This window comes from Flagellimonas chongwuensis (assembly GCF_013376415.1).
GTDB lineage: Bacteria > Bacteroidota > Bacteroidia > Flavobacteriales > Flavobacteriaceae > Flagellimonas > Flagellimonas chongwuensis.
On the sequence record NZ_WYET01000005.1, the window covers coordinates 20535 to 32632 of the forward strand.

The window sequence follows — 12098 nt, forward strand, 5'->3', positions numbered from 1 at the left end:
ATTTTAAAAAGGTCTTTGTCCTGCTATTTTCAGACCCATAGATCTTGCAGTACCTGCAACCATACTCATTGCAGACTCCACGGTAAAAGCATTTAGATCCACCATTTTATCTTCGGCGATCGCTTTTACTTGATCCCAGGTTACTGAACCATTCTTAACCCTGTTAGGTTCGCCAGATCCTTTCTTAATCTTAGCCACTTCCATCAATTGAACTGCCGCAGGTGGTGTTTTTACAACAAACTCGAAAGATTTGTCTTTGTAAACGGTGATAACAACAGGTAATACCTTACCTTGTTTGTCCTGCGTACGAGCATTAAACTGCTTACAGAACTCCATGATGTTAACACCAGCAGCACCTAAGGCGGGTCCAACCGGTGGCGATGGGTTCGCAGCACCTCCCCTAACTTGTAATTTAACTACCTTATCTACTTCTTTTGCCATTGTTTCTAATTAAATTCAAAGTGTGTCAATTGGAAGCAACACAGCTTTATATATGTAACAGCTCTATTTATAGTCTTGAGATTTTAGATACTAGATTTGAGAAATCGAAAGGTAAAATCGTCTCAACTCCCACATCTAGATACTAACATCTAATTATACTTTTTCTACTTGCATATAGCTTAGTTCCAGTGGAGTTTTTCTACCAAAAATCTTCACCATAACTTCCAGCTTACGCTTTTCTTCGTTGATTTTTTCAACAGTTCCATTAAAACCATTGAAAGGTCCATCGATAACCTTTACCGTTTCACCCAACACAAATGGGATGGAAACGTTATCTGTATTCACAGCCAACTCATCTACTTTACCAAGCATACGGTTAACTTCCGATTTCCTCAACGGAACTGGATCACCACCTTTAACCTCTCCCAAGAAACCAATTACATTGGTTATGGAACGGATAATGTGAACCATTTCTCCACCAAGATTGGCCTTGATCATGATATATCCCGGAAAGTAAACACGTTCTTTGTTGATTTTTTTTCCGTTTCTGATCTGAACAACTTTTTCGGTAGGTACTAGAACTTCCTCAAGGTAGTCACCGAATCCGGCGCGCTCTACCTCGCTTTCAATATAGCCCTTGATCTTGTTCTCTTGACCACTGACCGCTCTAACTACATACCATTTCTTCTCCAGAACCTCAGACATATCGACCGACCTTTATCCTATTAATTTTTCAAAATACAACGTGATCAGCTTACTGAACAAGGAATCCACACCCCATGTCGCCAAAGCAAACAAGATGGAAAAAACCGCTACAATAACCATTAAATTAGAAGCTTTACTTCTTTCCAACCATGTTACGTTGTTCCTTAACTCCTCAAATGATTCCTTTATGTAAGTGACCATAATTTTAAAGTATTTTGCTAGCACGGGAGGAGAGACTCGAACTCCCGACACCTGGTTTTGGAGACCAGTGCTCTACCAACTGAGCTACACCCGTTTATAATTACACTGAAAGGTATCCCGAATAAATCGGAACACCCTTGAGTGCAATTTTATATATATTCTGAAATTAATCTAGAATCTCAGTAACCTGACCAGCACCTACTGTTCTACCACCTTCACGGATAGCGAAACGTAGACCAACGCTCAATGCGATTGGCTGAATCAAATCCACAGTAATTGTCAAGTTATCACCTGGCATTACCATTTCAACTCCATCAGGAAGGTTAATGTTACCTGTTACGTCAGTTGTACGAACGTAGAACTGTGGACGGTAGTTGTTGTGGAATGGAGTGTGACGTCCACCTTCTTCTTTTTTCAAGATATAAACCTCAGCTTTGAATTTAGCGTGTGGTTTAACAGAACCTGGCTTACAGATTACCATACCTCTTTTAATATCGGATTTCTCGATACCTCTCAAAAGAAGACCAACGTTATCTCCAGCTTCACCTCTATCCAAAATTTTACGGAACATCTCAACACCAGTAATGGTAGAAGACAATTTCTCAGCACCCATACCAATGATATCTACAGCATCACCAGTGTTGGCAACACCTGTTTCAATACGACCAGTAGCAACAGTACCACGACCAGTAATAGTGAATACATCTTCGATTGGCATAAGGAAGTCTTTATCAACCTCACGAGTTGGCTCCTCAATCCAGCTATCAACAGCCTCCATCAACTCCATTACAGTATCAACCCATTTTTGCTCACCGTTCAAAGCACCAAGTGCAGAACCAGAGATTACAGGTCCGTTGTCACCATCGTACTCGTAGAAAGAAAGCAATTCTCTTACTTCCATTTCAACAAGCTCCAATAGCTCCTCATCATCCACCATGTCAACTTTGTTCAAGAAAACAACAATACGTGGAATACCTACCTGACGACCCAAAAGGATGTGCTCACGAGTCTGTGGCATAGGACCATCAGTTGCAGCAACCACCAAAATAGCACCGTCCATCTGAGCAGCACCTGTAACCATGTTCTTTACGTAATCCGCGTGACCAGGACAGTCAACGTGAGCGTAGTGACGGTTAGCAGTTTGGTACTCAACGTGCGAAGTGTTGATAGTAATACCTCTCTCTTTTTCTTCTGGCGCGTTATCGATGGAGTCAAAGCTTCTAAGCTCAGACAAACCAGCGTTCGCCAATACAGTGGTAATAGCAGCAGTCAATGTTGTTTTACCGTGATCCACGTGTCCAATGGTACCAATATTTAAGTGGGGTTTGGAACGATCAAAAGTTTCCTTTGCCATTTTAAAATAATTTTAATCTTAGTTTATATTAGTGTACAAATCGTTTTGAGCCAATGACGGGAATTGAACCCGTGACCTCTTCCTTACCAAGGAAACGCTCTACCCCTGAGCTACACCGGCCTATGGGTTATCAGGTTTAGAGTTTAAAGTTACAAGCTTAGCTCGTCAAAACTTCAACCTTTTCTACTTGCATCTAAAAGATTCAAGTTTATATGGAGCGGGAGACCGGGTTCGAACCGGCGACATTCAGCTTGGAAGGCTGACGCTCTACCAACTGAGCTACTCCCGCATTTTTTTCTGGACTTTCGTCCAAAGATTCCAATATTTCAAAAAACCTTCTATCCCGATTGTTCCGACGAACAATCTTTGTGGGGGGAGCAGGATTCGAACCTGCGAAGGTAAAAACCAACAGATTTACAGTCTGTCCTCGTTGGCCGCTTGAGTATCCCCCCGCCTTATTTTCAGTAACTTACGAGCCGATAGAGGGACTCGAACCCACGACCTGCTGATTACAAATCAGCTGCTCTAGCCAGCTGAGCTATATCGGCATTTCACCGCTTTTTTCTCACTAAAAAAGCCCGCTATTTCTAACGGACTGCAAATGTATATATTTATATTTTAATTCAAAATAAAATTTGAAAAATTTTCATCAAGCATTCGCCCTTAACTTCTCCTTCTTCTTAACCAACTGTCTTTCCAAGGAACTACAGGCAGAATCCACAGCCTCCTCAAAAGACTTACATTGCTTTTTCACCATGATTTTGTCACGGGGGACGAACACCATGATTTCCACGATCTTATTCTCCTTTGCACTTGTGTTTTCCACTTTTAAATAAACATCCGATTCGATGACCTTGTCATAAAACAATTCCAACTTATCCATTCTTTTTTGGACGAAGTCGATGAGTTTACCATCAGCTGTAAAATTTACCGATTGTGCGTTTACTTTCATAAGACGAAGTTTTAGTACTGTCAAAGACAGTGAAGTTAAACAATACAAGAATTTTATTTCTTGTTTCTTGGATGGGCCTTTTGATGTACTTTTTTCAGTTCGGCAATACTATTGTGCGTATACACTTGTGTTGATGCCAAACTGGAATGACCCAGCAATTCCTTTACGGAATTTAAATCCGCTCCCCTGTTCAGCAAGTGTGTTGCAAAGGTGTGCCTTAATATGTGGGGGCTCTTTTTCACCTTAGGGGACACTAAACTAAAATACTTATTTATGGTTCGATAAACAAGTGTTTCATAAATTTTAAGACCTTCTTTTGTTAATATTAGGAAAGAAGAATCCGTCACATTTTCAAGCTCCGAACGCTTGGACAAATAGTTTTTGATTTGCTCTATGGCAGATGGTATTATGGGAATGACGCGCTCCTTGTTCCGCTTGCCCAGCACTTTGATAACCTGTGATGAAAAGTCGACATCATTGATTTTCAAGTTTACCAATTCCGCTCTGCGCATTCCGGTGGTGTACAATAATTCTATGATCAATTTGTCCCGTTCGCCCTCAAAATCATCGGCAAATGGAATTTCAGATAGAATCACCTCCATTTCATTCTCGGAAAAAGGCACCTCTACTTTTTTGCTTGTTTTGAGCGCCCTGTGCTTTACCAAAGGTGAAACAGATATATCACCAATCTTCAATAAAAATTTATAATAGGCCTGCAGAGAAGATATTTTTCTATTGATGGACCTGTTGGATACACCCTGGTCGGATAGCTCAACTATCCAATTTCTGATCATTGGATAGGAGATTCCTATAATATCGTCTTCCTCATGATGTTCTTTGCAGAATTGAGCAAAGGATTCAATATCCTTTTGATATGCCTTTATGGTATGTTCGGAGTAGTTCTTCTCCAACCTTAAATAGGATATAAAAGCTGAAACGGACATATACCAAAGGTAGCAATTTAGGATGCACCTAGGTATAAAACGAAAAATCCCGTTCCAATATTGGAACGGGATTGATATATTTTGTAAAAGCGATAGCCTATACTTCTTCTTGGTCCCTAAGACCTTGAATGTACTGTGCTTTTTGAATTTGCGCTCTACGCTCTACAGAAGGCTTGGTGAACTGCTGTCTTGATCTTAACTGACGCATAGTACCTGTTCTGTCGAACTTACGTTTGAAACGCTTTAAAGCTCTATCGATGTTTTCTCCTTCTTTTACTGGTATAATTAACATGGGCTACAACCTCCTTTCTTTAAAATTTTGGTCTGCAAATATACAAATGATATTCAATGGGTAAAGAAATATTTTATTTTTTTGAAAAAGGCTGTTATGAGCGCTTTTTGTACTCCTTCTTATCCACAATGATCTTCGCCAAAATTTCCTTTAATATCTCGGAGGTCCCCCCGCCAATCGGCCCCAATCTACTATCACGCATCAAGCGTGCCATGGGATAGTCTTCTATATATCCATAGCCGCCCAAAAACTGCAAACAGTTATAAATGACCTCATCGGCCATTTTAGTGGATTTTAATTTGGAAATTGTAGCTTCCTTAACCACATAGACCCCTTTTTCCATTTGTGCTACAGTAGCATAATTGAACTGCTTGCAAACCAACATATCTGAATACAGGTCCACCAATCGGTGGCGCAATGCCTGAAATTGGTCAATGCTCCTACCAAACGCCTCTCGTTCGGACATATATTGCAACGCATAATCCAAGGCATACTCCGCACGTGCATGGGCATTTATACCCATCACCAAGCGCTCTAAAGCAAAGGCTTCCATAATATACCCAAAGCCCTCGTTCTCCACACCCAACAAATTGGATGCAGGGACCTCAACATTATCAAAGGCCAGCTCTGCTGTATCCGAAGCTCGCCAACCCAACTTATTCAGTTTACTGGCGGTAACACCCTTCGCATACCTATCCACCACGAACATACTGATACCCTTATGACCTGCATCCTTATCCGTTTTGGCCGCCAATATAATGTAATCCCCATAAACACCATTGGTAATAAATGTCTTGGAACCGTTTACAATATATGTATCTCCCTTCTTTTCGGCAGTGGTACGCATAGCGGCCACATCACTACCCCCAAAGGGCTCTGACACTCCTAAACAGCCAATTTTGTTACCAAGCACACTTGGTTCCAGATAAGCTTTTTTCTGCTCATCATTGGCTAATTTGTTCAAATAGGTCATCGCAAGGTACTGGTGCGCCCACATGGCGGCAGCAAAACCTCCCGAATTAATCTTTTGCAATTCTTCCAGAAAAATTACTGTGTAAAAAAGGTCCAGACCTAGACCAGAATATGCTTCGGGAGTCATCAATCCAAAAAAGCCCATTTCACCGAACTTGGGCCATATGGATTTATCGATTTTACCGGATTCTTCCCATTCCTCAATATGGGGAACAACTTCTTTCTGTAAAAAATCCTTCAAACTTTCGCGGAATAAGTTATGCTCTTCCGTGAAGTACATTTCGTTCATAGCACCTATTTTATAAAGACAAATATAAAGCTATTCTATCTAGCTTTTCTGTAGGAAACCCGTCCACTTGACTCAATTCCTGTAAAGATGCAAATAAACCATTTTTATCTCTATATTCCACAATGTTGGATGCCAACGAACTATTTATGTAGACCAATCGGGACAACTCTTTTGCATTGGCGGTATTCACATTTATTTTAGCTACCACAGGTATTTCAACCACTTGGAACTTGAGCAACGCTTTATCCACTACGTTTGGTTCAAGCCCGTAAACATCATACAATTGTTCGTTCACCAAAAAGCCGCCCAGCCTGTCTCTAAACTTTATGATTCTTTCTGACAGAGTTGCTCCAATGCCGTATACTTGTCTCAATTCCTCAACGGTAGCAGTATTCAAGTCTTTGATATTGGTTTCGTTCGCAGGGTGTGAAGTTGTCCTTTTTACCGTCTGACTTTTTCCAGCCCAATCGGGAAATTGAAAGTAGGGCGAGATTACATTCAACAATGAGTCTGATACTTGCGTAACCGATTGAAACTCCTTGTCTGAATTAACATATTTTCCTTTTTCCCTAAATGCAAACAACCTATCAAGCTCGACTGAAGATAACCCTAATTGATACCCCTTATAATCGGTTAAATAATTTGGATTGAAGGGATATATTTTTTGGGACTTATCAAATCGCTCCTTTTTAAGACTGTCTATCTTGGTTTGCTCGACAGCATTGAGGGCAAAATCACTTTTTAAATTGGATGGATTTGCCTTCACATAGTAATACCCACACTGAAGCACGACCACTATCAACAACAAAAAGAAAATCCCACTTCGTTCCTGTTTGTTGAACCTGAAGTGGGATTGTCTTTTCATATTATAAAGATGCTGCTTTTAGCCCTTCAATTTTTTAAAGAGCTGTCCAGCTTTCAATTTTGACAAGTATCCATCCAAATCTTTACGTACCTCACCGGACATAATATAAAGTCCAATGATATTCGGGAAGGACATAGCCAAGATCATCATATCAGAAAAGTCCAGTACAGCCCCCAAACTTACAGAAGCACCTACGACCACGAAAACCAAAAACAACATTTTATAAATCATTTCCGAACGTTTGCTCTTACCAAAAAGATAGGTCCAAGCTCTCATTCCATAGTAAGACCATGAAATCATAGTTGAGAATGCAAAAAGGAATACTGCCAAGGCCAAGATGTAAGGAAACCAAGATATCTGGCTACCAAAAGCATCGGACGTCAACTGGGCTCCAGCCATTCCTTCTACCTCGTGCATTCCTGTAAAAATCAACACCAAAGCAGTAAGGGTACACACCACTACCGTATCAATAAACGGTTCCAGCAAGGCAACAAAACCTTCGGATGGTGGGTGGTTAGTCTTTGCGGCACTGTGCGCAATGGCAGCAGAACCTACCCCAGCTTCATTCGAAAAGGCCGCACGTTGGAAACCAATGACCAAGACCCCGAGAATACCCCCCTTAAGTGCTGAAGGGCTAAATGCACCATCAACAATGGCAGAGAATGCCGGGCCAATATTTTGTATATTCATTATAATGACCGCCAAGGCCGCCACTATATATATGGATGCCATAATCGGCACAATCTTACCTGTTACTTTGGCAATACTACTAATACCTCCAATGATAACTACACCTACCAATATAGCCGTAACTACCCCAAACCAAAAACCATTTCCTGCCAAAACAGGGAACTGCCCTGCTAATTGCTCAAAGGACTGGTTGGCCTGGAACATATTTCCACCGCCAAATGAGGCTCCAACGGCAAGTACGGCAAATACACCTGCCAACACTTTACCAAAACCTTTTAGGTTTCTTTTTTCCAGACCATAACGGAGGTAATTCATAGGTCCACCGAACACACGGCCATCAGGAAGAATATCACGATATTTTACCCCAAGGGTGCACTCCACAAACTTGGACGACATACCCAAAAGACCACAAACTATCATCCAGAAAGTAGCTCCGGCACCTCCTAACGATACTGCTACAGCAACACCTGCAATATTTCCAAGACCAACAGTACCGGAAACTGCAGTGGCCAATGCTTGAAAGTGAGTAACTTGCCCCGGAGCATCCGGGTCATCATATTTTCCTTTGGCCAAATCAATGGAATGTCTAAACCCACGAATGTTGATGAAGCCCATTCTAATCGTAAAGAACAGTGCGCCCAATACCAACCAGATTACAATAAATGGTATACCTTTTATTATAGGGTCACCATTGGGATGAATCATTGCAATAGGTTCATCATATTCCACCTCGGCAAAATAATGAGCTCCCTGCTCAATTACATGTTCTTGGTTTTCAGAGTTATAAATTACATTTCCTTCTTTGACCTTGTGCTGCAATTTACCTTTTGCAGAAGATTTAATTGTAATATCACCGCGCTTATCACTGGTGATGACAGCGATATCTTCACCTGCCTTAACACTGGCCTTATCTCCCTTGAGCCACTGTTTTAAGATGAACTTATCTTGGGTCTCGTTGCTCCAATCGGGTATGCCTATCAACTTTACATCGGCATAGGCGACCGGATCGTAGATCCCGATGGCGGCAAAAGGGTCCCAAAAAAGAACAGACCCCAATGCACTTACTGCCGGGGTCATGGTTCCATTAAAAACTTCTGTTATCGATTCTGTCTCTACCTTAAATTCTTTGGTAACGGAATTACCTGCTGCATCGGTTACCGTTACACTATAAGGTATACCTTCCACCAATCCCTTTGCAGATTTGGATGTAAGTGGTGTTTCCTGATTGCTCCACTTGTAGGTGTAGGGCTCCGTCCCCCCATCAACTTCAAGCTCTATGGCTCCATCATTAATATTATTGGAAACATTGTAGGTCTTACCTACTACAGTCAATTCCTGTGAAAAACCAGTGGTCAATGCACAAAAAGACAATAGAAAAAGAAAATACTTCATATATTGAGATTAGTTAGTTTTTGGTATGATAAAGGCAACAATATCCAAAAAAAAATCAACGCTATCAAATTTTAAGTTTTTTTAACTAACCAATCTGAAACATTTGATTTAATTTCCGTATTTGCTCAGGTCTTCCCAATACAATCACCTTACTTTTTGGTTGCAAGACCAAGTCGGCCTCAGGGTTAATTACGTAGGTTCCGTTGGGGTCAATGTAACCTATTATTGTACAGCCTGTCTTTCTTCGAAGATCTAAATCGCGAAGGGAATGACAGTCCATTTGATTGGTAAAATCCTCTATACTCACCTCTTCCAGGTTTGTAGTATGCTCCCCTTCTATGGAAAGCTGATCTAGAAATGTGATCAAATCGGGCATTACCACCAAAGAGGCCATATGGTCCCCCCCTATCTTATCGGGCATAATGACCTTATTGGCCCCCGCAAATTCCAATTTTTTCACGGAAGTGATTTGCGAAGCCCTACTTATAATAAATAGGTTCTTATTGAGTTGGCGTGCGGAAAGCACAATAAACAGGTTGGCCGAGTCGTCCGGAACAGCAGTGATCAAATACTGCGCTCTATCTATTCCAGCTTGCAGTAGTACATCATCCTCATTGGCATCGCCCTCTACAAATAAAATCTCCTCTTCATGGCGCTCAATGATCTCTTTGTCTTTCTCGATAACCACAAAAGGTTTATTGTAAGCTATCAATTTTTCTGCGGCCTGCATGCCGTTCCTGCCGAAGCCACAGACCACAACATGGTTTGTTAGGTCATCTATCTGTTTCTTCACTCTTTTCTTTTTTAGCAGTTCCAGTGAGTTTCTTCCCAAAATGTACTCGGTAACCACCGAAATGGCAAAACCAAAGATAAATACACTGGTAACAATTAAAAATACGGTAAAAATCTTTGCGTTGGCATCCAACGGCCTCACCTCCGAAAAACCAACAGTGGTTACGGTGATAATGGTCATATAAATAGCCTCTATCCAAGTAAAGTCGGACAGCATTTTGTAACCGACCACCCCGAACAGCAACACCACCACCATTAAGGATAGGGCCAATACTATTTTGGAGCGCATCAGTCTAATCATGTCTACAAATCAAATACGGATGTTCTTTTGGTATAAATCAAGTCTTTAATCCGGAGCCAAAAGGCTATAAATAGGTATAGCGCAAAGCCAAAACCCAAGGTAACAAAGGTTAAATAAATAAAGCTGGTACGCACCACCCGTGCCCGTATGCCCAACCGCTCCGCAATTCGGCCACAAACCTCAAAGCCTCTTTTTTGAAAGTAATAAAGGGTGTTATAGAACAAAGACATAGCCAAAATTATGTATTTCTATTTAATAATTGTGCACCAATCACGCATTGCATGCATTTATTTTTAACGCAGTAATTTGTATATAATTCCAATTTTGCTTGACTCTCCAATGCATTTTGAGTTTTCGGTCCCATTTTGTCAAAATTTTTGATAATGGAATTGTCCTCTCCCCCCAATTGGGACATTAATGAAATCAACTCATCGTTCCAATCCCTCCCAGTATGTTTGGCATAACAGAATTTGATGGGCACCAACGTATTGATGACAACAAGGTCGATAAACTTTTTGGACAGTTTTTTTGTACTCTTTTTAGAAGCCTTACCAAAGGTATAATGGTCTTCCCAATATTTTCCAGCACCAATTTCAAACATTTGATAAATAGATTCCAAAGGGTTCAATTCCATCAATCTGGAAAAGAGATTGTGGTTTTTCAAATACAGGTTGACCAATTGCGAGACTCGAACGGTTGGAAAATTCATTGGGCGTAATCCAAAGAAATCAGGTTTTGATGATGGCTCGTTCAAATCAAATTTATGGACGAGGTAGTTATATTCCTTTTGAAGTTGCAAAAAATAGGAATCGGAACATTCTTCCACGTTCAAAAGACCAAATTGACCAAAAAGCAAAGCTTCCAACTGTAAGGGCTCGTTGACAGTTTTTCTGACGATTGAAAAATCCAACCGTCGCGCACGGTCTAAAAAATATTGCCCATTTACCTTGGAACCAAAATTCTTGGCCAAGAGTATAAACAACACTGCTTCCCAATCATTTTTAGAGGACTGTAAAAGGTTAAATATCAACTCGGATTTATGTTCAAGCCGCTCAATATATAATCGATGTAACCAGTTTTCCACCAAAAAGGAGTCTACTGACCTCAAATCCTTTTCGCAGTTGATAAAATTTATTCGGGAATTGTCCATTAAGTTCCGATAACCTTCCAACAACTTGCCAGACACGTAATGCTTCACTTCCAAGGCAGGAATTTGAGAACCATCTTTCCTAAAAACAGCAATGTCATCCTCCCAGACTACGTGGAGAATGACATTGTTATAATTTTCATCCGTTTCGTGATGGTGCACATACCAATCGGAGGATTTGATGTGCATTTCCACGTTCCCGGCCCAGAGCTGCCCGTCGATTTCGACCTTGGCATTGAAAAAGTCCGGGCCGGCCAAACTGTTTTGGGTTCCCAGAGCCTTAACCTGAATAGGTTCACCGTTACCCGTACGCAGGTTTTCCGTTGGAAGCTTGTTGTGCTTCCAAATAAAATAAAGTAGGTCTTCTCGCATTGATTTGGGATAAATGGAGATTTACTCTTCTACATCGCCGTCCCAGTTCATAAAACCGCCTTCCAGGTTATAAGCATTTTCGAACCCGAGGCTGTTCATTATGGCACAGGCCTGACCGCTTCGGTTTCCCGATCTACAATAAACATAATAGTTTTTGGACTTGTCCAGTTTTTCCAATTCATCGACAAATTCTTGTCCCAAATAAATATCGATGTTCGTGGAACCTGGAATATATCCTTCTTCAACTTCTTCGGGAGTTCGTACATCCAAAATAAAGGCGTTGTTGTCGTTTTCCAATTGTTCCGCCCATTCTTCTTGTGATAGATCTGACATTATTTTTCTATTTAGATTGATACAAAAATAAAAATCCGAAGTAATAATGCTTCGGA

Annotated in this window: 14 protein-coding genes and 5 tRNA genes; all 19 read right to left on the reverse strand. The window is 40.9% G+C overall.

From position 1 onward, the window contains the following. Positions 1–3: 3 nt before the first annotated feature. The 19 genes from rplK to GUA46_RS12340 all read right to left on the reverse strand — a co-directional run bounded on the left by rplK (position 4) and on the right by GUA46_RS12340 (position 12042). Positions 4–441, reverse strand: coding sequence for a 50S ribosomal protein L11 (gene rplK / locus GUA46_RS12250; RefSeq protein ID WP_108247119.1), 438 nt, complete (start codon positions 439–441; stop codon positions 4–6). A gap of 153 nt (positions 442–594) precedes the next feature. Continuing rightward, a complete protein-coding gene (gene nusG, locus GUA46_RS12255) occupies positions 595–1146 on the reverse strand; it encodes a transcription termination/antitermination protein NusG (protein ID WP_108247120.1) in 552 nt (183 codons plus the stop codon). A 12-nt stretch (positions 1147–1158) separates the two neighbouring features. Next, positions 1159–1347: a preprotein translocase subunit SecE gene (gene secE, locus GUA46_RS12260; RefSeq protein ID WP_108247121.1), complete on the reverse strand. Its 189-nt coding sequence runs from the start codon at positions 1345–1347 to the stop codon at positions 1159–1161. Positions 1348–1368: 21 nt separating this feature from the next. Beyond that, positions 1369–1441, reverse strand: a tRNA-Trp gene (locus GUA46_RS12265). 72 nt (positions 1442–1513) lie between these two features. After that, positions 1514–2701 carry an elongation factor Tu gene (tuf, locus tag GUA46_RS12270; protein WP_108247122.1) on the reverse strand — a complete coding sequence of 396 codons (1188 nt, stop codon included), beginning with the start codon at positions 2699–2701 and terminating at the stop codon, positions 1514–1516. Positions 2702–2749: 48 nt separating this feature from the next. After that, positions 2750–2821: transfer RNA gene (locus GUA46_RS12275), tRNA-Thr, on the reverse strand. A gap of 93 nt (positions 2822–2914) precedes the next feature. Beyond that, positions 2915–2990, reverse strand: a tRNA-Gly gene (locus GUA46_RS12280). Between the two features lie 80 nt (positions 2991–3070). Beyond that, positions 3071–3153: transfer RNA gene (locus tag GUA46_RS12285), tRNA-Tyr, on the reverse strand. A 22-nt stretch (positions 3154–3175) separates the two neighbouring features. Continuing rightward, positions 3176–3249 (reverse strand) — tRNA-Thr (locus GUA46_RS12290). 101 nt (positions 3250–3350) lie between these two features. Next, a complete protein-coding gene (hpf, locus tag GUA46_RS12295) occupies positions 3351–3653 on the reverse strand; it encodes a ribosome hibernation-promoting factor, HPF/YfiA family (protein WP_108247123.1) in 303 nt (100 codons plus the stop codon). Positions 3654–3706: 53 nt separating this feature from the next. Continuing rightward, positions 3707–4597: a tyrosine-type recombinase/integrase gene (locus GUA46_RS12300; RefSeq protein WP_176620758.1), complete on the reverse strand. Its 891-nt coding sequence runs from the start codon at positions 4595–4597 to the stop codon at positions 3707–3709. Positions 4598–4694: 97 nt separating this feature from the next. After that, a complete protein-coding gene (gene rpsU, locus GUA46_RS12305) occupies positions 4695–4889 on the reverse strand; it encodes a 30S ribosomal protein S21 (protein ID WP_090299076.1) in 195 nt (64 codons plus the stop codon). A gap of 94 nt (positions 4890–4983) precedes the next feature. After that, complete coding sequence (locus GUA46_RS12310) at positions 4984–6150, reverse strand: acyl-CoA dehydrogenase family protein (RefSeq protein ID WP_176620759.1); 1167 nt, start codon at positions 6148–6150, stop codon at positions 4984–4986. 10 nt (positions 6151–6160) lie between these two features. Next, positions 6161–7015 carry a ComEA family DNA-binding protein gene (locus tag GUA46_RS12315; RefSeq protein ID WP_176620760.1) on the reverse strand — a complete coding sequence of 285 codons (855 nt, stop codon included), beginning with the start codon at positions 7013–7015 and terminating at the stop codon, positions 6161–6163. Between the two features lie 18 nt (positions 7016–7033). Continuing rightward, positions 7034–9097: an amino acid carrier protein gene (locus tag GUA46_RS12320; RefSeq protein WP_176620761.1), complete on the reverse strand. Its 2064-nt coding sequence runs from the start codon at positions 9095–9097 to the stop codon at positions 7034–7036. Between the two features lie 85 nt (positions 9098–9182). Continuing rightward, a complete protein-coding gene (locus tag GUA46_RS12325) occupies positions 9183–10190 on the reverse strand; it encodes a potassium channel family protein (protein ID WP_108247128.1) in 1008 nt (335 codons plus the stop codon). Positions 10191–10192: 2 nt separating this feature from the next. Further along, complete coding sequence (locus GUA46_RS12330; protein WP_100817497.1) at positions 10193–10420, reverse strand: PspC domain-containing protein; 228 nt, start codon at positions 10418–10420, stop codon at positions 10193–10195. Positions 10421–10428: 8 nt separating this feature from the next. Continuing rightward, on the reverse strand, positions 10429–11709 hold the full coding sequence (locus tag GUA46_RS12335; RefSeq protein ID WP_176620762.1) for a DUF2851 family protein: 1281 nt from the start codon (positions 11707–11709) through the stop codon (positions 10429–10431). Between the two features lie 21 nt (positions 11710–11730). Then, positions 11731–12042: a rhodanese-like domain-containing protein gene (locus GUA46_RS12340; protein WP_108247130.1), complete on the reverse strand. Its 312-nt coding sequence runs from the start codon at positions 12040–12042 to the stop codon at positions 11731–11733. Positions 12043–12098 lie beyond the last annotated feature (56 nt).

What these genes read in the sequence shown, in the direction of transcription:
- GUA46_RS12335 (WP_176620762.1), bottom strand. Translation starts at nt 11,709, where the DNA reads ATGCGAGAAGACCTACTTTATTTTATTTGGAAGCACAACAAGCTTCCA.
- rplK (WP_108247119.1), bottom strand. Translation starts at nt 441, where the DNA reads ATGGCAAAAGAAGTAGATAAGGTAGTTAAATTACAAGTTAGGGGAGGT.
- GUA46_RS12330 (WP_100817497.1), bottom strand. Translation starts at nt 10,420, where the DNA reads ATGTCTTTGTTCTATAACACCCTTTATTACTTTCAAAAAAGAGGCTTT.
- rpsU (WP_090299076.1), bottom strand. Translation starts at nt 4,889, where the DNA reads ATGTTAATTATACCAGTAAAAGAAGGAGAAAACATCGATAGAGCTTTA.
- GUA46_RS12320 (WP_176620761.1), bottom strand. Translation starts at nt 9,097, where the DNA reads ATGAAGTATTTTCTTTTTCTATTGTCTTTTTGTGCATTGACCACTGGT.
- hpf (WP_108247123.1), bottom strand. Translation starts at nt 3,653, where the DNA reads ATGAAAGTAAACGCACAATCGGTAAATTTTACAGCTGATGGTAAACTC.
- nusG (WP_108247120.1), bottom strand. Translation starts at nt 1,146, where the DNA reads ATGTCTGAGGTTCTGGAGAAGAAATGGTATGTAGTTAGAGCGGTCAGT.
- GUA46_RS12310 (WP_176620759.1), bottom strand. Translation starts at nt 6,150, where the DNA reads ATGAACGAAATGTACTTCACGGAAGAGCATAACTTATTCCGCGAAAGT.
- secE (WP_108247121.1), bottom strand. Translation starts at nt 1,347, where the DNA reads ATGGTCACTTACATAAAGGAATCATTTGAGGAGTTAAGGAACAACGTA.
- tuf (WP_108247122.1), bottom strand. Translation starts at nt 2,701, where the DNA reads ATGGCAAAGGAAACTTTTGATCGTTCCAAACCCCACTTAAATATTGGT.
- GUA46_RS12325 (WP_108247128.1), bottom strand. Translation starts at nt 10,190, where the DNA reads ATGATTAGACTGATGCGCTCCAAAATAGTATTGGCCCTATCCTTAATG.
- GUA46_RS12340 (WP_108247130.1), bottom strand. Translation starts at nt 12,042, where the DNA reads ATGTCAGATCTATCACAAGAAGAATGGGCGGAACAATTGGAAAACGAC.
- GUA46_RS12300 (WP_176620758.1), bottom strand. Translation starts at nt 4,597, where the DNA reads ATGTCCGTTTCAGCTTTTATATCCTATTTAAGGTTGGAGAAGAACTAC.
- GUA46_RS12315 (WP_176620760.1), bottom strand. Translation starts at nt 7,015, where the DNA reads ATGAAAAGACAATCCCACTTCAGGTTCAACAAACAGGAACGAAGTGGG.